22 protein-coding genes are annotated in these 20,134 nt (G+C 59.1%); 14 read left to right on the forward strand and 8 right to left on the reverse strand.

The genetic code is table 11. From position 1 onward, the window contains the following. The first annotated feature begins 100 nt into the window (after positions 1-100). The 3 genes from FHR70_RS01690 to FHR70_RS01700 are packed head-to-tail and all read left to right on the forward strand — an operon-like array spanning position 101 to position 3,205. On the forward strand, positions 101-1,261 hold the full coding sequence (locus FHR70_RS01690) for a chemotaxis protein MotC (RefSeq protein ID WP_183446471.1): 1,161 nt from the start codon (positions 101-103) through the stop codon (positions 1,259-1,261). Continuing rightward, positions 1,258-2,637 carry a flagellar hook-length control protein FliK gene (gene fliK, locus FHR70_RS01695; RefSeq protein ID WP_183446473.1) on the forward strand — a complete coding sequence of 460 codons (1,380 nt, stop codon included), beginning with the start codon at positions 1,258-1,260 and terminating at the stop codon, positions 2,635-2,637. The genes FHR70_RS01690 and fliK overlap by 4 nt, the downstream gene beginning before the upstream one ends. Further along, on the forward strand, positions 2,606-3,205 hold the full coding sequence (locus FHR70_RS01700; RefSeq protein ID WP_183448438.1) for a transglycosylase SLT domain-containing protein: 600 nt from the start codon (positions 2,606-2,608) through the stop codon (positions 3,203-3,205). The genes fliK and FHR70_RS01700 overlap by 32 nt, the downstream gene beginning before the upstream one ends. 40 nt (positions 3,206-3,245) lie before the next feature. Here FHR70_RS01700 and FHR70_RS24560 read toward each other — a convergent pair whose 3' ends face one another. From FHR70_RS24560 to motA, 8 genes are read right to left on the reverse strand one after another with little or no spacing between them, the layout of a single operon-like run. Continuing rightward, on the reverse strand, positions 3,246-3,944 hold the full coding sequence (locus FHR70_RS24560; protein ID WP_183446475.1) for an AprI/Inh family metalloprotease inhibitor: 699 nt from the start codon (positions 3,942-3,944) through the stop codon (positions 3,246-3,248). Between the two features lie 24 nt (positions 3,945-3,968). Next, positions 3,969-4,472 carry a hypothetical protein gene (locus tag FHR70_RS01710; protein ID WP_183446477.1) on the reverse strand — a complete coding sequence of 168 codons (504 nt, stop codon included), beginning with the start codon at positions 4,470-4,472 and terminating at the stop codon, positions 3,969-3,971. Next, positions 4,469-5,533, reverse strand: coding sequence for a flagellar biosynthesis protein FlhB (flhB, locus tag FHR70_RS01715; RefSeq protein WP_183446479.1), 1,065 nt, complete (start codon positions 5,531-5,533; stop codon positions 4,469-4,471). Before flhB ends, FHR70_RS01710 begins: the two co-directional genes overlap by 4 nt. Positions 5,534-5,550: 17 nt before the next feature. After that, positions 5,551-6,579, reverse strand: coding sequence for a flagellar motor switch protein FliG (locus FHR70_RS01720; protein WP_246407780.1), 1,029 nt, complete (start codon positions 6,577-6,579; stop codon positions 5,551-5,553). Between the two features lie 14 nt (positions 6,580-6,593). Continuing rightward, positions 6,594-6,947 (reverse strand): flagellar motor switch protein FliN, encoded by a 354-nt coding sequence (gene fliN, locus FHR70_RS01725; RefSeq protein ID WP_210277445.1) that lies wholly within the window; start codon positions 6,945-6,947, stop codon positions 6,594-6,596. Positions 6,948-6,959: 12 nt separating this feature from the next. Beyond that, the gene (locus FHR70_RS01730; RefSeq protein ID WP_183446481.1) at positions 6,960-7,271 is read right to left on the reverse strand and encodes a hypothetical protein; all 312 of its coding nucleotides are present in this window, start codon (positions 7,269-7,271) and stop codon (positions 6,960-6,962) included. Next, positions 7,255-8,184, reverse strand: a complete 930-nt coding sequence (locus FHR70_RS01735; protein WP_183446483.1) for a flagellar motor switch protein FliM — start codon at positions 8,182-8,184, stop codon at positions 7,255-7,257. The genes FHR70_RS01730 and FHR70_RS01735 overlap by 17 nt, the downstream gene beginning before the upstream one ends. 3 nt (positions 8,185-8,187) lie before the next feature. Further along, complete coding sequence (gene motA, locus FHR70_RS01740) at positions 8,188-9,069, reverse strand: flagellar motor stator protein MotA (protein ID WP_183446485.1); 882 nt, start codon at positions 9,067-9,069, stop codon at positions 8,188-8,190. Between the two features lie 210 nt (positions 9,070-9,279). Here motA and flgF point away from each other — a divergent pair, with 210 nt between their 5' ends. From flgF to fliR, 11 genes are all read left to right on the forward strand, one after another. Beyond that, positions 9,280-10,005 (forward strand): flagellar basal-body rod protein FlgF, encoded by a 726-nt coding sequence (gene flgF, locus FHR70_RS01745; RefSeq protein ID WP_183446487.1) that lies wholly within the window; start codon positions 9,280-9,282, stop codon positions 10,003-10,005. Between the two features lie 8 nt (positions 10,006-10,013). Beyond that, positions 10,014-11,336 carry a flagellar protein export ATPase FliI gene (fliI, locus tag FHR70_RS01750; RefSeq protein WP_183446489.1) on the forward strand — a complete coding sequence of 441 codons (1,323 nt, stop codon included), beginning with the start codon at positions 10,014-10,016 and terminating at the stop codon, positions 11,334-11,336. A 93-nt stretch (positions 11,337-11,429) separates the two neighbouring features. Beyond that, positions 11,430-12,872 carry a flagellar hook protein FlgE gene (locus tag FHR70_RS01755; protein WP_183446491.1) on the forward strand — a complete coding sequence of 481 codons (1,443 nt, stop codon included), beginning with the start codon at positions 11,430-11,432 and terminating at the stop codon, positions 12,870-12,872. Between the two features lie 32 nt (positions 12,873-12,904). Further along, on the forward strand, positions 12,905-14,368 hold the full coding sequence (gene flgK, locus FHR70_RS01760) for a flagellar hook-associated protein FlgK (protein ID WP_183446493.1): 1,464 nt from the start codon (positions 12,905-12,907) through the stop codon (positions 14,366-14,368). A gap of 2 nt (positions 14,369-14,370) precedes the next feature. After that, on the forward strand, positions 14,371-15,720 hold the full coding sequence (locus tag FHR70_RS01765; RefSeq protein ID WP_183446495.1) for a flagellin: 1,350 nt from the start codon (positions 14,371-14,373) through the stop codon (positions 15,718-15,720). A 15-nt stretch (positions 15,721-15,735) separates the two neighbouring features. Further along, positions 15,736-16,083, forward strand: coding sequence for a flagellar biosynthesis regulator FlaF (flaF, locus tag FHR70_RS01770; protein WP_183446497.1), 348 nt, complete (start codon positions 15,736-15,738; stop codon positions 16,081-16,083). Continuing rightward, positions 16,080-16,496 (forward strand): flagellar biosynthesis repressor FlbT, encoded by a 417-nt coding sequence (flbT, locus tag FHR70_RS01775; protein ID WP_183446499.1) that lies wholly within the window; start codon positions 16,080-16,082, stop codon positions 16,494-16,496. The genes flaF and flbT overlap by 4 nt, the downstream gene beginning before the upstream one ends. A 15-nt stretch (positions 16,497-16,511) precedes the next feature. After that, positions 16,512-16,907: a flagellar hook assembly protein FlgD gene (flgD, locus tag FHR70_RS01780; RefSeq protein ID WP_183446501.1), complete on the forward strand. Its 396-nt coding sequence runs from the start codon at positions 16,512-16,514 to the stop codon at positions 16,905-16,907. A 1-nt stretch (position 16,908) separates the two neighbouring features. Next, on the forward strand, positions 16,909-17,175 hold the full coding sequence (locus FHR70_RS01785) for a flagellar biosynthetic protein FliQ (protein WP_183446502.1): 267 nt from the start codon (positions 16,909-16,911) through the stop codon (positions 17,173-17,175). A 127-nt stretch (positions 17,176-17,302) separates the two neighbouring features. Further along, complete coding sequence (gene flhA, locus FHR70_RS01790; RefSeq protein WP_183446504.1) at positions 17,303-19,378, forward strand: flagellar biosynthesis protein FlhA; 2,076 nt, start codon at positions 17,303-17,305, stop codon at positions 19,376-19,378. Continuing rightward, a complete protein-coding gene (gene fliR, locus FHR70_RS01795; protein ID WP_183446506.1) occupies positions 19,375-20,130 on the forward strand; it encodes a flagellar biosynthesis protein FliR in 756 nt (251 codons plus the stop codon). The genes flhA and fliR overlap by 4 nt, the downstream gene beginning before the upstream one ends. Positions 20,131-20,134: the final 4 nt, after the last annotated feature.

A 20,134-nucleotide genomic window follows, 5' to 3' on the forward strand; every position in this document is an offset into this window, starting at 1 on the left:
CTTCTTGATTCTGCTGTTTGCCGCCGATAGCGCCGCGAATGAGAGCAGCCGTCCTGCCGAAGCTACGGCTGAACCTGCCGTCGAGCAGGAGGCCAAATCAATGACGGTCCCTAGCCCTTTGCAGATGGTCCGCACGCTTCACCTTATGCAGGATCAGATCGCAACAGGCTCGACGGAGGCTCATATCGGGCAACGCGGCCTGTTGGGCGTTCTGGACATGCGGTTCATGGAGCTCGCACCGGAGGTCTGGCAGAGAGGCAAAAACGTTCATGCCGCGGTATCCTTCGTCCTGAGCGGCGGCAATCCTGGCCTCTTGCGGAAGCTTCTGGAACTGGGTTCCTCCGTGGTCACAGAGAATGACCGGCCTCTCGTCGAAGGCGCTCTCGCCTATGTCGAGGGTCGGGAGGAGGCTGCGTACAATGCGCTCGTGTCACTGGACCCGCGCAGCTTTCCTCCAACCATGAGCGCGCAGCTGGCACTGGTTCAGTCGGCACTCGTTGTCCGGAAGGATCCTGCGAAATCCGATGAGTTGCTCGATTTTGTGCGGCTCCAGGCTCCTGGTACACTTCTCGAAGAGGCTGCGCTGCGGAGGCAGGTCTTTGTTGCGAGCCAAACCAATCGCATCGAGAAGTTTCAATATCTGGCGACGGACTACCTCAGGCGCTTCCGGCACTCGGTTTATGCCGGCAACTTCCGGCAGCGTCTGGCTTCGGCATCGACACGCATCGATTTCGGTCAGGAGAAGTCCCGCTTTGACGGGTTCGTGGAAATGATGAACGAGTTGGAACCCGAGGCAAGGCGTGACCTTTACCTTCTTGCCGCTCGCGCATCCGTCGACCAAGGATTCACGAAATCTGCTCGCCTTCTGGCGGAGAAAGCCCAGGAACTCGTAGAGGGCGACAATGTGAGCGCCTCACGCGCAAAGCTCTATCGTGCGGCCTCCCTGATCACATCGCCCGAGAACATCAAATCAGCTGTCGAGGATCTCCGTCAGATCGACCGATCACTCCTTGCTGCCAGTGACATGACCTTGCTCGACTCGGCCATTGCAATGGCAGGCCACATCCAGACGATGCCAGGCTCACCGGTTGCTCTGAGTGAAAAAGCAAAGCCCTTGCTCACCAAAGCCGCCACGGAGAAGACGGTCGATGCAAGCGACCAAGCGCAAGGGCTGGAACAGCTTCAGGCCTTATCCAAGGCTCGTGACGCTCTAAGCCGCGTCGATAAGCTCATCAAGAATCAGGCGTCCGTAACTCAATGAACCGTCTCGATCTCATGCCTCAGACCCCAATGCGTCCTGCTGAATCGGTTCAGGCGCCGCGTGGTATTTCCTCCGCGGCCGATGATCAGCAGGGTGGTAAAGGATCCAGAAACGGGGGGACGGGATTTGATACGTTGCTCGAAGGATTCGCCCGGGGGGCCAATCGTGAGGGTGCGGAGCTCCTTCAGGATGACAATCTGTTTAGCCTGACCGAACAGACGTCGGAGCCGCCCGCAACTGACACCTTGGTGCTGCAAGCTCTGCTCTCGGCCACCTCGCCGGATGGATCATCGACTGGTGCAGCCACTCCCTTGGCAGGAGGCCAAGCCTATTCCGTCCTCCAGAGCCTTCTGCCAAGAATCTTGCCTCAAACGGGCGTGGGCGGCCATTCTGATCCCGAATCACGCAATAGTGCTTCATCAATGCTGCCGCTGCTGACCTCGGACGCGACTGCTGACAGCATCCTGTGCAATGCCATCGGGCCGAAGCTGTCGGTCTCCGTTCAGAATCAGGAAACCCACTTCCGACCTGTTGTCGAAGGCTTCGAAACAGCACTTCAGGAGAGATCTTCAGATGGTTCAGTCGAGTTATCGCCTGATGCTCTGCCGAACGATTTCGGCGTTAAGAGAGCCATGGAAGCCACAACAAAGCAGGCTTCTTTCAATCTGCAGCAACAATTGAGCGATGATGCGGCCGCGCTTAATGCTGATTCGGCCAGTTCCAGTCAGAGTGATGAGGAGGTGAGCTTCAACAGAGTTTCACTCAGTCGCATGGCTGACCGCGCTGAGGTGCAGAAGCAAGCGGCTCCAGGTCTTCACAAGACGGATGGCGGTTCACTGCCAGCTGGAACACTCCATCAGATGGCTAGAGCAATCCTCGACGATGTCTCGGAGGCTGCCGGCTTCCACCAGCCGGCCCTCCAGGCTGACGGCGTGCACCGGGTCGCCGTGGCTCGTGCTTCTGGAGGAGTTCTCAGAGTTCTCAGCTTACAGCTCAATCCGGTGGAGCTGGGGCTCGTAACGGTCAAGATGCGTCTTTCCGGCGACAGCCTGGAGATGGAGCTTCAGGTTGAGAAGCAGGAAACGGCTGAACTCCTCAGAAACGATGCCGAAAAACTCTCCAGCCTGCTAAGGACTTCCGGTTATCGGCCCGATGTGATCAACATCCAGACTGCCGAACCGACCAGCCATGACCGCCATTCATTCCAGCGTCCGCAATCGGGACCACAAGACCAAGGCTTTCAGGGCAATGCAGACGGCCAGAGCCAATCCTCCAGACATCATGGGCAATATGCACGAGACGAGGCTGACCTCCGCAGTGATCCGAAACAGGGCCGGATTGCTGATAGCGGCGGCTCTGGTGGGATCTATCTCTAACGCTATTTACATCACATCGGCCGTCGCTCAACCTCAGGCAGGGTTGTGTGAGCGGGAGATGATGCGGGCGTCCGGCCTGTATGGTGTTCCACTGGGAATGCTCTACTCTGTTGGTCTTACTGAGACTGGCAAGCGCGGAAGTCTGCAGCCCTATGCGATGAACGTTGAGGGAAAGGCAGTTTTCTCGAATAGCGCGTCCGAAGCGATCCAGAAGTTCGATCAGGCGAGCCGATCCGGAGCGAGGCTGATCGACATGGGATGCATGCAGATCAACCACCTCTATCACCGCGAGAAATTCCCGTCGCTGGAGAGTATGCTGAACCCGCGCATGAACGTGGAGTATGCGGCACGGTTTCTCAAGGAATTGAAAGCACGCCACGAAACCTGGACCATGGCGGTCGCGCGCTATCACGCCGGCCCCAACAACGACCCGGCACAGAAACGTTATGTCTGTCGGGTGATCACCAACATGGTCGCAACGGGCTTTGGCGCCTGGACTCCTGGGGCGCGCTCGTTCTGCGCTGATGCTCCTGGCCTCGCTCCCGGGCAAACGGCTTCCGCAGACTAGGAAAGTTCTATCAGCGCGGAATCGAATAAGGCGCGATGTCCTAGCGCGTCATCGTCATTTCAGTCTCGGAGCCATTGATTCTGCCCGAGAGAGCTGCCTCGGCCCCTGACAATCGGGCAATGACCTCGCCGCGAGAGAACAAGATAACCTGATTGTCGCGGATGCTCCATCCGTTGACTGCTTTCAGGGAATTGCTGGAGCAGCCCTGAGCGGAAGCCTTGTATAGATCGAGCGACGGAACGCTCGAAAGCTGGATGCGGCACGAGGCGGCGCCGACATTGGCTTTCCATGTACCAGCATAAGATGATGGCCGCTGAGGTGGCGTGAAAATACCTGGGGCACTGGCTCCGACCTGTGCATTCGCTTCACCCTGCGCAGAAGCGGACTGCTCGACACTAAGCGAGGGCAGAGGTCCCAGTTCGGAGCCGACCTGGGATACAGATCGATCTGGAAGAGGTCCCGGAGGTAGCTCCGGCTCCAGTTGGACCTCGTGGCCATTCCGGGAGGCGTGCAGGGGCGTTTCCGCAATATGGAGCGGCGCATAAGCCGGCTGAACAGCAGCTTCATATAGGGCGCCGACTGGCGGACGGCCCCATGGCCCGGAATATGCAGGATAGCTCCTGGGAGTGGAGGCGGTCCCCCACGGGCCCCGGCGATACGGATTGTCGGTCGAGTTGCAGGCAGAGACCGTGCCTGCAACCATGAATATGGCAACCGTGGAAACTGCTTTGCGACTCATGGAGCAAGCGCCTGCGATCAGCCATCAATGCCGGACGGAGCCGGCAAGGCAGTAAGGCGACTGGAAGCGAGGAGGAACGGGCCGCAATCGCGCCGAGGAAACAATGCGTGCGAAAGAGGAGAGATTGAACTCGGACTGCTTGAAAGCTGGATCGAGCAGGACCTTGCTGATCTTCACGCCGATATAATAATCACCGAAGATGAGCTGGAAGAAGACTGTCACCGCGTCGTGCACGAATTCCATATCGAGGACGACGCAGGAATGGTTGTCCCGCCCCGTGCTGACATGAGCGACATGGCCGTATGACAGCGTCTCACCCTTGAAGAACAGCTCGGCGGATGAGGTCAGCATCTCATCCATGTTCCCGTGGAGCTGGTTATCGGCATAGAACCTGATGATGTCCGCATCCGTAAGGCAGAAATCGGCAATGACATCCTTGATATTGCAAGCGAGTACTTCCTCGAAAGCCTGAATATCCAGATGTTCGCTTGACGAAGCCACCATGTCTACGGTGCGAATGCTTCTCATTTCGACCTCGTGAGAATGTAGAACAGGATCTGTGCGACCGCTTTGTAGAAGTCAGGAGGAATCATACGATCCACCTCAACATGATTGTACATGGATCTTGCCAGAGGCTTGTCTTCGATGACAGGAACGCCGCTCTTTTCTGCAATCTCACGGATTTTGAGCGCAATGAGGTCCTGCCCTTTGGCAACAACGATCGGTGCGCTCGCCTCGCTGCGCTCGTAACGCAGGGCAATTGCGTAGTGAGTCGGATTCGCGATGACGAAGGTAGCCTTCGGCACGGCAGCCAGCATCCTCTTGCGGCTTCGATCCTGTGCCAGAGAGCGCATGCGCGCCTTGACCATGGGATCGCCTTCCATCTGCTTGTACTCCTCCTTCACTTCCTGCTTGGTCATCTTCAAATCGCTGTGCCACTTGAAGCGGGCCCAGAGCAGGTCGGCGGCAACGAGGACAATTGTTGCAATTGCAATGGCGGAGACGAGTCGCATCGCCATGGTCAACATCAGTTCCGGAAGAAGGGACGGATCACTGAACATGGCATTCAAGACCTTATATTGCTCCGATCTCAGGAGCAGGATGCTGACCAGTGTCATCGTTCCAAATTTGAACAATGACTTTAAAAACTCGACGAGGCCCTGTCGGCCGAAGATGCGCTTCCAGCCGCCCACAGGGGAGACTCTGTTCCACTGCGGCCTGATCCTCTCAGACACTACCGACGGGACGTTCTGAAGGATCGAAGCAGAGAGGCTGCAGGCGGCCAGGATGACAATGACGGGGATCAGGCATTGTCCGACCTCGATGGCAACAGCCTGGATCAGGGCTGCCGCGTCGGCGCCCGTGTCCAGACGGAAGTCCTGCGGCCGGTTGATGAAAAGCGACAGCTTCTCCGTCAGCGTCTTGGTATTGCTACGAACCGCGAAGGCCAAGCCGATGAGGATGCCCAGAATAGAGGCAAACAGGGGCGCCTCCCTGGAAAATGGAATGTTTCCTTTCTCCAGGGCGTCCCGCACCTTCTTGTCGGAAGGCGCTTCTGTTTTGCTGTCCTTGTCATCCGTATCAGACATAGGATGAAGCCTGTCGGTTAGAAGTAGGCTTCATCCTCGGTCTCTGAATTGATGACGATCTCTCCGCGGCCTGCCATTTCGAGTGCGAGATCCGTAATGGTCCGGCGGGCTTCGGCGATATCGCGGTGCGACGACGGCTCCTTGCTGTTCAGCTCGTGCTCGATCATGCGGCGAACGCGAGACGAGAGAGCCGACAGCACAACCTTGCGGAACTCGTCGTTTGTCCCTTTGAGCGCGAGAACGACCCGATCCGGCGGCACCTGGTCGAACAGCGTCGTGCGATCTTTGGGGGTGAGCTTCACGATGTCGTCGAATGTGAAGAGCAGTCCTCTGAGGATCTCGGCCGATTTCGGGCGGACCGTCGAGAGGTTGGTCAGGACGTCTTCCATATGATCGCGTTCCATCTTGTTGATGATATCGGCGATCTTCGCGTGGGTGTCTGCACCAGCGTTCTTCGAGAAGTTCGCCATGAAATCCTCATGGAGCGTCTTCTCGATATTCTTCATGGTCTCGTCCACGATCGGCTTCATGCTAAGCATACGGCGCATGAGGTTGTTCCGAAGCGGCTGGGGAAGCTGAGCCATGACCTTTGCGGCGCAGGACGGTTTGACCTTAGAGAGAATCAGGGCGGCCGTCTGCGGGTGCTCTTTCATCAGGTAGGAGGCGATGGCGCTTTCCGATACCGTCGAGATCCGCTCCCAGATGCTCCTGTTGGCGTTTCCGACCACCTCGCTCATGATGCTGGCGATCTGCTCCGGGCTCAGGATGCCGGTCAGAAGCTTCTCGATATGGGAGGCGCCTCCGATGAGATCCGCTCCATCTGTGAAGTTGGAGGCGAATTCCTCCACCAGTTGCTCGATCTGCGTAGGCGAGACAGGACCCAGCTGCGCTGCCGACTTGGTGACAAGGCGGATTTCCTCTTCGCTGAAATGCTTGAGGATCTTACCTGCGGCAGGCTTCCCCATTGCAAAAAGCAGAGTTGCGACACGCTCGGGGCCCTTCAAGACCTTGGAGCCATTCGCCTTCATGGGAACTGGTGCGACCATGCGGAAAAGCCACTTCAGCCGTTAAGATCGTTGCTCGGAGGGCCGACGATCTCTGTCAAAGAGATGCCGAATCGCGAATTGTCGTCTTCGACAACCACCACCTCACCGCGGGCGATGATCCTGCCGTTGACGACAACATCGACAGGTTCGCCTACGCGATGATCGAGCGGAACGATGGCGCCTCTGCCGAGCTTCATCAGGTTGGCGACGGGCATGGTGGCAGACCCGAGAACTACCTGGATCGTGACCGGGATCCTCAGGATCGAATCCAGATTCCGGCCGCCGAGCTTGTCATCCTGTGCAGAAATGGCGCTTTCCTGCTGCCAGATAGCTTTGTCTTGCGACTTGCTTTCGAAGGGATTTGTCATGGGAGTCCGACCTTAAGAATTTAGAGAATTGGAATGTGACTGTGTCTGCCGACCTGCCTCTCGCGTGAGGACCTCCAGCCGGGCGGCGACCGCCTTGGCCTCCTCAATGCGCGCCGCGAGCATGGCGAGCGTCTCCTTGCCCTCAGTTCCGAAGCTCACGACAGCCGTCTGAGCGCCCTTGAGGGCTTCTCCGGTTCGGTCGAAGATCTGCTGATACTCGGCATGATATCGGTCGAGCCTTTTGAGTTTCACGTACATGACCGCGACCATGATGCTGGTCGTCACGAGGGCGAGAAAAAGGATGATGTTAGCGAGGGAGGACATCGTCGAGGAATTCCTTCTCTTGGTCGATGAGTTCGTCGACCTTAAGGACATAGGTGCCTTCAGACTGACCAATGTTGCACCAGAACAGGCCTTGCTGGTTGCCTTCGAGCTTGACCCGGCTGCGCGGTGTCGCCTGCAGCTCGATGACATCGCCAACCTTCAGATCAGCGATCTCACCCAATGATAGGAAGCGTTCCTCAAGAACGGCCTTGAGCGTCACCTCGGTCTTCTTCACCTCGGTGGCGATCTGCTTCATCCAGCGCGGATCCCGACCGGAGGATTCGCCGGAGACGACGCGGGAGAGCACCTTACGCATCGGGTTCAGAACCGATTGCGGAATGACGACGAACATCTCGCCGCCGCGGTTAAGCGCCTGGAGCAGGAACTTGGCGGCGACCGCTTGGTTGTTCCGGCGGCCGATGACCGCGAAGTCCATACGGGTTTCGATGCGCTCGAGCTTGAACTTGGTGTCGGCGACGAGGGCAAAAGAGGCCTGCAGGGCCTTGGCGACCTGCTCGAACAGAGTCTGCGCCATCCGCAGCTCGATGGTGGAGAAGCCGCGGGCTTCCTCGACGGGCGGCTCGGATCCATCGGAGCCGAAGAGAACCTCCACCATCGTGTAGATGAAATCGCGATCGAAGCCGATCAGAATATGGCTGTCCCATTCGGGGGCATGAAAGATGCCGGCAACCGCATTCGCTTCGTACATCTCGAGAATTTCGGTGATTCGCCCGCTCTCAAGTCCGCTGAGCGAATAGTACATGGGCGAGGCTGCCATGTGACGCAGATGCTCTGCGCAGCTCGTGGTCATGCGGTCGAAGATGACATGCAGCATGGGAAGGCGGTCGAGAGAGAGGCCCGCCGAGTCCAGCAGCATGTCACGGATGTCGTTGGCGTTCTGTGTCCCGCTCATCGGTTAGGCCGCCTCTTTCAGCTCTTCGGACCGGCCGCCCGTCGTGGTGGCGGCTTCGACCTCGTCGATGGTCGGGCGGTATTCCACCGAGATGCCCTTGCGGCCATGCTCGACGGCGATCTGCGGCAGCGCCCCGTTCATGTAGGCGATAAGCGCCTGCTTCACGATGACGTAGACACGGGTCTGCTTTTCCCGGGTCGCCTTGACCTTGTTGGCCAGTGGCGACAGGAACGCATAGGAGATGAAGATGCCGCCGAAGGTTCCCACGAGGGCCGAGGCAATCAGGCCTCCCAGGATGGTGGGAGACTGGTCAATGGCGCCAAGGGCCTTCACGATTCCGAGCACGGCAGCCACGATGCCGAGAGCGGGGAGGGCTTCCGAGACCGTGTTGATGGAATAATATGGCTTGGTGCGGTCACGTTTGAGGGTCGAGATCTCCTCCTCCATAAGCGCTTCGATCTCGTGAGGGCGCGCATTGCCGATAATGATCAGACGGGCATAGTCGCAGATGAAGAGCGTCAGGTCCTTATCCTTGAGCACACTCGGGAAAGACTTGAAGATTTCTGATTCCTCGGGCTGATCGATATGGCCCTCAACCTCGTTGCGCGGCCTGTTCTTCAGCTCTCGCATCAGGGCGTAGAGGAGACCGAGGATCGCCAGGTAGTGCTCCCGCTTGGGAACGGTGCCGGAGATCGCCTCACGGGCTGCACGCCCGGTATCCTTCACCAGCGCCATGGGATTGGCGATGATGAAGGTGCCGATCGCGATGCCGCAGATGATCACATACTCCCAAGGCTGCCAGATGACAGCCAGATGCCCACCCATGGCGACATAGCCGCTGACGAGCGAGCCGATGGCAACTGCCAGTCCGATCAAGACGCCCAATGCCGTAGTCCTCTATCGAAGTTCAACCTGTTGACGATGTTCTAATCGCGGAGGCTTGCGCGAAGCTGGAAACGTGGGAGCAAGCCTCATGCAAGGCTGCTCGGCTAGGGATCCTGCATTGATCAACGGGTTTGCCGCTGCCGCACATGGAAGCAGGCGCGCCACCCCGTGGCATCGGTGTCCCATGGGACGCAGGCTGGAGGAGTTCAGATGCAATCTTCGCTCTATGTGTCGCTGTCCGCCCAGGTGGCCATGGAAAAGCGCCTCAGCACGATCGCGAACAATGTTGCGAACATCAATACCGGCGGCTTTCGCGCGGATGAGGTGAAATTCGAGGAAATCCTGTCCATGGCCGCGAAGGAGAATGTCTCCTTCGCATCGTCTGGTCAGAACTTTGTTTCGCGGCGCACAGGACCGGTCATCAAGACCGACAATCCACTCGATGTGGCGATCCAAGGAGAGGCCTGGTTCGCCTTCAACGGCCCCAACGGCGCTGTTTACACGCGTGATGGCCGGTTCAAGATGAATGAAAACGGCGATCTGCTGACGGTCGAAGGATTTCAGGTTCTCGATGCAGGCGGAGCCCCCATTGCCCTCGACCCGATGGCAGGAACTCCCACCATCGGCCGAGACGGTACGATCAACCAAGGTGACAACCAGGTTGGAGCCATCGGACTCTTCAACCTGAGCTCCAACGCCAAGCTCACCCGCTATGGAAACTCGGGAGTGATCTCGAACATCCCTGGCGATGTCGTTCAGGACTTCAACACGAATGGCATCCAGCAGGGCTACAGTGAGGGTTCGAACGTCAATCCGATCCTTGAAATGACCAAGATGATTGCCGTTCAGAGAAGCTTCGAGAGCGCGGCGACAACGACTCAGGAGAGCGAGTCGACGCTGATGGATGCGATCAAGACCCTAGGCCCTAGCTCCTGATGGCTGCCATGAATGCGCTGCAGTCGCTTGAAGAGCTTGTTCTCACCGAAGGTGGGGTGCGACGGAAGGTCAGGATCAGCGGCGTCATCAACGAGGTCACGCCCAGCTATTATCGAGTCGCCGGCCTGTCTCAGTTCGTCAAGCTCGGGGACCGGGTCGGGTTCTCGGCTCAGGGCAGAACCGAGATCGGAGAGGTCGTCCGCATCGATGGCGGCGGCGTTACGGTCAAACCTTTCAATGGAAGAATCGAGGCCGGTCTCGGCATGCCGGCGTTCCTCGCAGGGAATATCGGACTAAGCCCTGATCACAGCTGGCGTGGAAGGGTGATCAACGCCCTCGGAGAGCCACTGGACGGATTGGGGGGCCTCATCCCAGGTACTACGACGGTCCAGAACGATGCCGAGCCCCCATCGGCCATGTTGCGCTCCAGGGTCAAGGAGCCGCTCAGGACCGGCGTGAAGGCCATCGATCTGTTCACGCCGATCTGCAAGGGGCAGCGCATCGGCATCTTCGCCGGCTCGGGCGTCGGCAAGTCCACACTTCTGACCATGCTGGCGAAGTGCGACGGCTTCGATACGATCGTTGTTGCTCTGGTCGGAGAGCGCGGTCGCGAGGTCAGAGAATTTCTGGAGGGGCCGATCCAGGCCAATCTCCACAAGTCGATCATGGTCGTCTCCACCGGCGACGAGAGCCCGATGATGCGCCGTCAGGCGCCGAGAACGGCGGTGGCGCTGGCGGAGTATTTTCGCGATTGCGGTGAATCGGTGCTGCTCATTGTCGATTCCGTGACCCGTTACGCCCATGCGGCCCGTGACGTGGCGCTCGCTGCGGGGGAGCCCGCCGTTGCACGCGGGTATACACCCAGCGTGTTCAGCGATCTCCCGCGCCTTCTCGAGCGCGCCGGCCCGGGAGAGGAGGGCAAAGGGGCGATCACAGGAATCTTCTCGGTGCTCATCGACGGCGATGATCACAACGACCCGGTGGCCGACAACATCCGCGGAACTCTCGACGGGCATATCGTTCTCGATCGCGCCATCGCCGATCAGGGACGTTATCCGGCCATCAACGTTCTCGGCTCCATCTCACGTCTGGCCGATCACGTCTGGTCTCCCGACCAGAAGGAGCTTGTCCGTCGCCTGCGCAGCCTCATCGCTCGATTCGAGGACACGCGCGATCTCAGGTTGATGGGAGGATATCACCCCGGGAACGATCAGGAGCTCGATCAGGCCGTCGTGCTCGTTCCAAAGATCTACGAGGCTCTGCGGCAGGATCCCTCCATGCCGGCGAGCCGCGACGCCTTCATGGATCTCGCCCAGATCCTGAGACAATAGCATGTTCCCTTCAACCCTATCAAAAGCATGGCCCAACACAGCCTCGCACAAGCGTCGTGGTGTTTAGTTCAAGCTGAAACCTAGGAGCTATCCATGAGTCTTTATGGCGTTCTTCGTAGCGGCGTCTCTGGCATGAACGCCCAGTCCAACAAGCTGGGGACTGTCGCCGAAAACATCCAGAATTCGAGCACGACCGGATACAAGCGCGCCTCGACTGAGTTCTCATCGCTCATCCTGCCTTCGAGTGAAGGAAACTACAATTCCGGCTCCGTCACGAGCCGCGTCCGCTATACCATCGCCGACCAGGGTCCCATTGCCTATACGACGTCCGGTTCGGATCTGGCGATCTCGGGTAATGGCTTCTTCGTGGTGGCTGATCCGAGCGGCTCTCCTTATCTCACCCGCGCCGGCAATTTCGTCAAAGACGGGCGGACCGGCAACCTGATCAATGCGGCCGGCTTCACCCTGATGGGCTACAAGCTGGGAGCGGGGGCTGTCGATCCGTCCCTGAACAGCCTCGATGGTGTCGAGCCGGTCAACATGGCTTCCTTCGGCATGCAGGCGACGGGCTCGACGGCCGGCACCTTCAAGGGCAATCTTCCTTTCGGCCAGGCTGTTGCAGTCGCGCCCGGCGTGCCGACCCCGCCTGATAGTGTTCTCCTTGAGGCACCTGCGATCAGCACCGGTGCACAGATCGAATTCACTGTTGGCGGTGTAACCGAGCGCTTCACCGTCACAACACAGAAGAATCTTACTGAAGTCGTTGCAGCAATTAATACAACATATGGTGCGGACATCACCGCGACGGATGTCTCTGGTGATCTTGTCCTGACTTCAACCGCTGGAACCGCGGTGGCCGGCTCTTTCACCTCGGTCAGCAAGGCGTCGTCGTTGCAGGTCTACGACAAGGTCGGCAATCCGATAAAAATCGACATTGCTCTTTCTAAGATCGACGCTGATACATGGTCTATCAGCGTCTTCAATGGCAGCGATCCCACCAAGCCTCTGACGGGTTCGACGACAATGAACCTGAACTTCGATGCTAATGGCAAGCTGGATGGATCGGGCGTGCTGAGCTTCAACATCCCGGGCGGCGAGGCGTTCAACCTCGATATGTCTGGCATGACGCAGCTTGCGGGCGAGTACAACGTCACCGGCAGCTCCAACGGCAATGCGCCATCGGCCGTTAAGGATGTTGAGTTCGCCGCTGATGGCACCGTCTACGCAGTTTATGAGGACGGCACTCGCGTCGGTGCCTATCGGATCCCTCTCGCGACGGTCCCGAGCCCCGACAACCTCAGCCCCCGAGCCGGCAACGTCTATGAGACGACGGCGGCCTCTGGTGGATATCAGGTCGGCTTCCCGGAGATGTCCGGATTCGGCTCGATCGCTTCGGGAGCCCTGGAAGGATCGAATGTCGATATCGGCACCGAGCTCACGGCAATGATCGAAGCCCAGACCAGCTACACGGCGAACTCGAAGGTCTTCCAGACCGGGTCGGAACTGCTCGACGTCCTGATGAACCTGAAGCGGTAATCTGCACTCTCTTGCCCCAGGGCTATTGATCCATGTCTCTGTCTGTCGCCTACAACACGGCACGTTCATCGCTTCAGGCTTCGCAATCGCAGATGGCGCTTGTCTCGCGCAATACGGCTGGCGCCACTGACCCAAGCTACTCCCGCAAGATCGGAGCGCTCACCACGACGGGCGGGTTCGCCCGAATCACGGTGCTCCGGGCGAGCGACAGCGCCCTCTTGTCGAAGATGCTGGAGACCACCTCCAGCGCTGCGACCCAGAAGGCCCTCCTCGAAGGGCTGCAGAAGCTCAGCGCGACCATTGGCGATACGGAGCTCGATCAATCGCCTGCAGCCCGCATGGGTGCTCTGAACAGCGCCCTCCAGCTCTATTCAAATGCACCGGATAATCCGGACCTCGCTCAGGCTTTCGTCAAGGCCGCCACGGAGATGGCGACGAGCCTGAACGACGCGACGTCCACGGTTCAGGCCGTCCGTCTGGAAGCCGATGGTCAAATCGCGGACTCGGTTGCGCGCATCAACGATCTCCTTCTCAAATATGAGAAGGCGAACAACCAGGTGATGAGCGGATCGGCTCTTGGGGCCGACGTGAGCGATGCGATGGACCAGCGCGACAGCCTGATCGCACAGCTATCCGAGGAGATCGGCATCACGGTCGTTCCCCGGACCGGCAATGATGTTGCTCTCTACACGGATAGCGGTGTCCCGCTCTTCGACCGGGTGCCACGGACCGTGACCTTCTCGCGGACGACCGTATTCGGGCCTGCGATAACCGGAGCGGATGTCCTGATCGACGGGATTCGCGTCACGGGACCAGGTGCGCCGATGCCGCTGAATTCCGGCAACATCGCAGGTCTGACCCAGCTGCGCGACGATGCCACGGTAACGTACCAGAAGCAGCTTGACGAGATCGCCCGCACCCTCGTTGAGGCCTTTGCAGAGAAGGATCAGACGATCCCTGCGAAGGCGGACAGGCCCGGCGTCTTCACATATCCTGCTGCCGCAGATGTGCCCGGAACGCCGGCTCCCATCGGTCTCGCCGGAGTGCTCCGGGTGAATGCTGCGGTCAATCCGGCTGAGGGCGGCAGGTTCGAGCTGATCCGCGACGGCGGCATCAATGGCGAGGACTACGTCTACAACCGGGCCACCAGCCCGAATGCTGCATTCTCTGGGCGCCTTTCTGGGCTTGTGGATGCCATGTCGGTGCAGCGTTCGATCGACCCTGGCCTGGGATTTGGTCCTCAGGCGTCGCTTCTGAGCCTTGCCTCATCCTCAGGCAGTTGGCTTGAGGCGACGCGCCAGAGCGCCCACCAGCGGGTTGAGTACCAGACGACCCTTCTCGGACATGCATCCGAGGCGCTATCCAACGCAACGGACGTGAACATGGATGACGAGACCGCGCTCATGCTGCAGCTGGAGAAATCCTATTCCGCTTCGGCCAAACTGCTCTCCATCATCGATCAGATGCTCAAGACACTCCTCAGCGTGGTGGGCTAAACATGAGAACGACCTTTGTTTCGACGCTGGCGCTCTGGAATTCTTCCAAGACGTCGCTCGACAAGCTGCAGACGGGCCTCGTGAAGGCGAACAAGGAACTCGTCAGCGGCCGTGAAGCGGATGTGGGCCTGAAGCTCGGGTACAAGACCGGTCAGACCCTGTCCTTACGTCAGGATCGCGCTGAGATCGACGCTCTGGTCGACAGCAATGCCTCGATCTTGCTCCGGATGAAGTCGAGCACGACGGCTCTCGACCAGATCCGAACCAATGGCGACAAGTTCATGGACACGCTCATTGCGACTCCCATGAACTCATCGAGTCTCACGACGATCATGTACCAGGCGAAAGCCAATCTTCAGAACATGATGTCGTCGATGAACAGCAATGTGGGGGGGCAGTACATCTTCGGCGGCATTAACTCGCAGGAGAAGCCGTTCAACGACTACTCAGGTGGAACACCTTCCCTGCGCGCCGAAGTCAGCATTCCCGTATCGAGTCTGTCGACAGGCGATGTTATCAGCTTCAACGTTGGCGGCGCTACCGACCAGATCTTCACCGTTGCCGCAGAGGCGACCGTCGACGACCTTGTCGCGTCGATCAATGCAGCCGTCACGGCGACTACGCTCAGCGGCGTGGAGGCTTCCCGTGATCCGGTGACGGGCAACCTCGTGCTGAAGTCGACCGACCTGACGGGGAAGACAGACGTGACCGGATCCTTCACGGATGTGGACGGTATCGGAGTCCCCGTCGAGGGATCTGTCACGCGCAGCCCTCAAGCTGCTGTCGCCTCGGCGTTCAGGTCGACTTTCGGGTTTGGGGCGAATGATGCTGCGGTGGCGACGATCACGCCAGCCGACATGAAGGCCTTCCTGGATGGTGCTTTCGCGGCGCTTTTCGAAGGGGACAACTGGCAGGACTGGTCGAATGCATCGAGCCAGAACATTCAAAGCAGGATCTCCGCGACGGAGAAGGTGGAGGCATCCACGAACGCCAACGACCGGGGGATCCAGAAGATGGCTATGGCCTATACGATGATCTTCGACCTCGGTCTTGATCGTCTGGGTGAGACAACCAGGGAAGCTCTGGTCCAGAAGGCGATCTCGACGTTCTCCGAAGCCACCACGGGCGTGACCGGCATGCAGTCGAAGCTCGGAGCCGTTCAGGAGAAGGTCGAGGAGGCAGACGATCGGATGAGCCTGCAGAAGGATATTCTCGACGAGAAGATCATCCACCTGGAAGCGGTCGACCCGGCCGAAGCGAAGATCAGGGTCGATCGGCTGATGACGCAGATCCAGACGTCCTACTCCCTGACAGCTCAACTCAAGAGCATGAGCCTAATCAACTATTTGTAATGGGTGGAGTGAAGTATGTACCGTTTCTCCTACGCCGAAGTTATTGAGGACTCCTCCAGAGATTGCCGCGATCGCGAATACCAGCTTTTCGACCAGGCCATTACGAAGATGAAGGCGGCCAACGGCAAGCCGTCCCAGTCCATGGAAATGCTTGAGGCTATCGTCTTCGTCCAGCGCCTCTGGACCTTCCTGATCAAGGATATCGGTCACCCCGACAACGGGCTCCCGGATAAATTGAAAGGGCAGCTCATCTCCATCGGCCTCTGGATCATGCGTGAATCCGATCGTGTGGTCAGAGGTGAGCACAACAATCTCGAAGCTCTGATCGATATCAATGCCATGATCCAGGAAGGCCTGAAATGAAAGCGAAGATGCGGTTTTCCCTCAAGGCGGGCGAGCGGATTTTCATCAACGGGGCGGTTCTGACGGTGAGCCAAAAGGTCACCTTGAGCCTTCTGAACGAGGCGCGCTTCCTCCTGGAGAGCCATGTGCTCCAAGTCACCGAAGCAACCACGCCGATGCGCCAGCTCTACTTCGTCGCGCAGTCCATCCTGATCAATCCTCAGGAAGCCGATAAGGTGATGGGCGCTTTCCGCACGCTATACGACTCCATTCTGATGATGTCGACCGATGAGCCCACGAAGGAGGCGCTTCGCAGAGCCGGTGATCTGGTCCAAGCGGACAGGATTTTTGAGGCCCTGAAACTCATCCGGACCCTGTTCGAGCCGGACGCAACCTCCGTCGCCACATCTCCCGCAGTGGTCCAGGCCGCTTAAACCCGGAGCCCTATCATGAACGTGACCTCCGTATCGTCGCCGACCGCAAGCCGGTTGAGCGCGACCAGCCAATCGACCGCCACGGCGACCTACGACAACTTCCTGAAGCTCCTGATGGCCCAGATGAAGAATCAGGACCCGACGGAGCCCATGAAGTCCACCGAGTACATGGCTCAGCTCGCAACCTTCTCCCAGGTGGAGCAGACGGTGCAGAGCAACGCCAAGCTTGATGCCTTGCTGGCATCGTCGGCCCTGTCCCAGGCTGACGGTGTGATCGGTCGTACGGTCACAACTGCAGACGGCAAGATTTCCGGGCAGGTGAGCTCGGTGGTCATCACCAACGAGGGAGCCGTGGCGAGGCTGACGAGCGGCGACAACGTCCTGCTCGGCCCGGGCATCGTGGTGAGCTGACATGAACGAAGTCGACGCCCTGGAACTGGTCCGCGCTGCGATTTGGACCGTCATCATCGGAGCAGGGCCGGCCGTGGGCGCCGCCATGGTCATCGGTATTGTCATCGCGCTGATTCAGGCGCTGACACAGATCCAGGAGGTCACTCTCACGTTCATCCCGAAGATTATTGCAATTCTTGTTGTCGCTCTGGTGACGGGCTCGTTCGTCGGATCCCAGATCTTTGCGTTCACGGAACTCGTCTACGGCCGAATTGTAACAGGGTTCTAGCGGCAGCCGGAGCCCTCTTCAGGGAGCGATGGCGATACGCTCCCGACTCTCGAGAGCTTGCGACCTCCGCGCAAGCTTCGTGGTGCATCTGTCAGGTTCAACGTTCAATCGGTGAGCTGACAGGCACATGGAAGCAGTTCAAACTACAGCGCTGGGCCGCAGCAGGGACTTGGCTTTCGCCAGCGGCGTGGTGGCCATTCTGGCCATTCTCTTTCTGCCGATTCCCCCCCTGCTGATCGACATGGGTCTCGCCCTCTCGGTCGCTATGTCCGTCCTGATCCTGATGGTAGCCCTCTGGATTCAGAAGCCACTCGAGTTCTCGGCTTTTCCGACCGTTCTTCTTATTGCAACTTTGTTGCGGCTTGCTCTCAGTATCGCATCAACCCGTCTGATCCTCTCTGATGGGCACAAAGGCGTCGATGCGGCCGGACATGTGATCAGCGGTTTCTCCCAGTTCGTGATGAGCGGTGACTTCGTCATCGGTATCGTGGTCTTCATCATTCTCATCACCGTCAACTTCCTGGTCATCACCAAGGGCGCCACCCGTATCGCGGAGGTCGGTGCCCGATTCACCCTTGATGCCATCCCCGGCAAGCAGATGGCGATCGACGCGGATCTCTCTGCGGGCCTGGTCGACGAGAAAGAGGCCCAGAGGCGGCGCCGGGAGCTCGAGGAGGAAAGCGCCTTCTTCGGCTCCATGGACGGTGCCTCCAAGTTCGTCCGCGGCGAGGCCATCGCGAGCCTGATCACGATCGCGGTCAACATCTTCGGCGGTATCATCATCGGCGTGACACGCCATGGCATGCCTTTGTCGAAAGCAGCCGACGTGTTCACGCAGCTTTCCGTGGGCGACGGCCTCGTCAGCCAGATCCCGGCCCTGGTCGTCTCTCTGGCCGCAGGCCTTCTCGTCTCGAAAGGCGGTACGCGAGGGCAGGCACAGCAGGCAGTTCTCGATCAGCTGGGAGCTTATCCGCGTGCCCTGATGGTCGCCTCCGGGCTGATGTTCGTGTTCGCCATCATGCCCGGTCTTCCGATGATTCCCTTCCTTCTGCTGGGCGGCTGCATGGGCTTCATCGCCTATGCAATTCCGAAGCAGCGGGCCGATCAGGAAGCGAAGGCCAAGAGCAAGCTGGCTGAGGAGCAGCAGAAGAACTTGCTGGAATCGCGGGATTCAGTGAAAGAGTCCCTGAAGCTTGCGGAGATCGAAGTGTGTCTCGGCAAGCATCTCGCATCCTATCTTGCAAGTTCGCATGGGGATCTGGCGCATCGCGTCAGCAAGATGCGCAAGAAATTTGCCCAGGATTACGGTTTCGTTCTTCCGGACGTGAAGCTCTCCGACAGTCTGATGATCCCGCCGAAGAGCTACCAGATCAAAATTCATGGAACGGTGGTGGCGACGCAGGAGATCCGGCCCGGTGACCTTCTCGTCGTGCTTGGCGACGGCCCGATGCCAGACGTGCCCGGCGACGAGGTGCGCGAGCCTGCCTTCGGCATGAAGGCGCTGTGGATCTCCGACGTTTATATGAACGAGATCAAGCGGCAGGGCTTCACGACGGTCGATGGGGCGTCGGTCCTGCTCACGCACCTGAGCGAAGTGATTCGCAACAACCTTCCGCAGCTTCTCTCCTACAAGGACGTCCGCAATCTCCTGGACGGCCTGGACACCGAGTACAAGCGGCTGCTTGACGATATCTGCCCCTCGCAGATCTCCTATTCGGGCCTCCAGGCCGTGTTGAAGCTTCTGCTGGCCGAGCGGGTCTCGATCCGCAACTTGAGCCTCATCCTTGAGGCAATCGCCGAGATCGCTCCTCATGCGCGTCGGGCCGAGCAACTGGTGGAGCATGTTCGGGTGCGCATCGCTCAGCAGATCTGCGGCGATCTGGCCGAAGGAGGTGCCCTCAACGTGCTGCGCTTGGGTAACAAGTGGGATATTGCCTTCCATCAGAGCCTCAAACGCGATGCCAAGGGCGACGTGGTCGAGTTCGATATCGATCCACGCCTCGTCGAGCAGTTCGGCGCGGAAGCCTCTGATGCGATCAAGACTCGAATGGGGCAGGTTCAGAGCTTCGCCATCGTGACGGCGCCGGACGCGCGCCCTTATGTACGGATGATCATCGAGCGCATGTTCTCTTCGCTCCCCGTCCTGTCTCATCTGGAAATCGCCCGCGGTGTGGAGGTCAATTCCCTTGGGACGATCTCGTGACTCAAGCGACTTCCGAGATCCTGCTCGGGATCTTCCTGATCTTCTGCCGGGTCGGCGGCTGCCTGCTCATCGCCCCCGGTTTCTCGAGTTCTCGGATTCCGCTTCATGTTCGCCTGTTCATTGCCTTGACGACGAGCCTCGCCCTGGCTCCAGTTCTGCTGACGAAGCTTCGCGGTGATGTGTCGGGGCTCGCGCCCGCCACGATGCTCGCCGCAATCGGGGCAGAGCTGCTGACCGGGCTCCTGATCGGACTGCTGGGGCGGGTCTACTTCCTGGCCCTGCAGACGATGCTGAGCGCCGTTGCCATGGCATTGAGCCTGGGCGGCATGCCCGGAACACCCATTGATGAAGCCGAGCCTCTCCCGCCGATCAGCTCCTTCATCATGATGACCGCAACGGCGGTTCTGTTCTTCTCCGACCTACACTGGGAGCTCTACCGCGGCATCGTGGAATCCTATACGCGCCTGCCGATCGGTGAGGGCTTCGGTGCGCGCCTGTCCTTGACGCAACTGGTGGACCAGATCGCCGACGCCTTCGTTCTGGCCCTCAGGATCAGCAGTCCGTTCATCGTCTATTCCGTAATCGTCAACCTGGCGGTCGGTCTGACCAACAAGCTGACACCGCAGATCCCGGTCTACTTCCTGGCAACGCCCTTCATTATGCTCGGCGGTCTGTTCATCATCTACTTCGCCGCGCAGGATTATGTCCTCCTTTTCATGGATGCGTTCTCCGCCTGGCTCCGGAGCGGATAGGCGA

It is taken from the genome of Microvirga lupini (genome assembly GCF_014191055.1).
Classification (GTDB): domain Bacteria; phylum Pseudomonadota; class Alphaproteobacteria; order Rhizobiales; family Beijerinckiaceae; genus Microvirga; species Microvirga lupini_A.

Excerpts from the sequence above, each read along its gene's own strand:
- FHR70_RS01785 (WP_183446502.1), top strand. The coding sequence starts at position 16,909 with ATGAACGAAGTCGACGCCCTGGAACTGGTCCGCGCTGCGATTTGGACC.
- FHR70_RS01755 (WP_183446491.1), top strand. The coding sequence starts at position 11,430 with ATGAGTCTTTATGGCGTTCTTCGTAGCGGCGTCTCTGGCATGAACGCC.
- FHR70_RS24560 (WP_183446475.1), bottom strand. The coding sequence starts at position 3,944 with ATGAGTCGCAAAGCAGTTTCCACGGTTGCCATATTCATGGTTGCAGGC.
- flaF (WP_183446497.1), top strand. The coding sequence starts at position 15,736 with ATGTACCGTTTCTCCTACGCCGAAGTTATTGAGGACTCCTCCAGAGAT.
- flgD (WP_183446501.1), top strand. The coding sequence starts at position 16,512 with ATGAACGTGACCTCCGTATCGTCGCCGACCGCAAGCCGGTTGAGCGCG.
- flbT (WP_183446499.1), top strand. The coding sequence starts at position 16,080 with ATGAAAGCGAAGATGCGGTTTTCCCTCAAGGCGGGCGAGCGGATTTTC.
- fliK (WP_183446473.1), top strand. The coding sequence starts at position 1,258 with ATGAACCGTCTCGATCTCATGCCTCAGACCCCAATGCGTCCTGCTGAA.
- fliN (WP_210277445.1), bottom strand. The coding sequence starts at position 6,947 with ATGACAAATCCCTTCGAAAGCAAGTCGCAAGACAAAGCTATCTGGCAG.
- flgF (WP_183446487.1), top strand. The coding sequence starts at position 9,280 with ATGCAATCTTCGCTCTATGTGTCGCTGTCCGCCCAGGTGGCCATGGAA.
- FHR70_RS01710 (WP_183446477.1), bottom strand. The coding sequence starts at position 4,472 with ATGAGAAGCATTCGCACCGTAGACATGGTGGCTTCGTCAAGCGAACAT.
- fliI (WP_183446489.1), top strand. The coding sequence starts at position 10,014 with ATGAATGCGCTGCAGTCGCTTGAAGAGCTTGTTCTCACCGAAGGTGGG.
- flgK (WP_183446493.1), top strand. The coding sequence starts at position 12,905 with ATGTCTCTGTCTGTCGCCTACAACACGGCACGTTCATCGCTTCAGGCT.
- flhA (WP_183446504.1), top strand. The coding sequence starts at position 17,303 with ATGGAAGCAGTTCAAACTACAGCGCTGGGCCGCAGCAGGGACTTGGCT.
- FHR70_RS01765 (WP_183446495.1), top strand. The coding sequence starts at position 14,371 with ATGAGAACGACCTTTGTTTCGACGCTGGCGCTCTGGAATTCTTCCAAG.
- FHR70_RS01735 (WP_183446483.1), bottom strand. The coding sequence starts at position 8,184 with ATGAGCGGGACACAGAACGCCAACGACATCCGTGACATGCTGCTGGAC.
- FHR70_RS01690 (WP_183446471.1), top strand. The coding sequence starts at position 101 with ATGACGGTCCCTAGCCCTTTGCAGATGGTCCGCACGCTTCACCTTATG.
- FHR70_RS01730 (WP_183446481.1), bottom strand. The coding sequence starts at position 7,271 with ATGTCCTCCCTCGCTAACATCATCCTTTTTCTCGCCCTCGTGACGACC.
- FHR70_RS01720 (WP_246407780.1), bottom strand. The coding sequence starts at position 6,579 with ATGGTCGCACCAGTTCCCATGAAGGCGAATGGCTCCAAGGTCTTGAAG.
- flhB (WP_183446479.1), bottom strand. The coding sequence starts at position 5,533 with ATGTCTGATACGGATGACAAGGACAGCAAAACAGAAGCGCCTTCCGAC.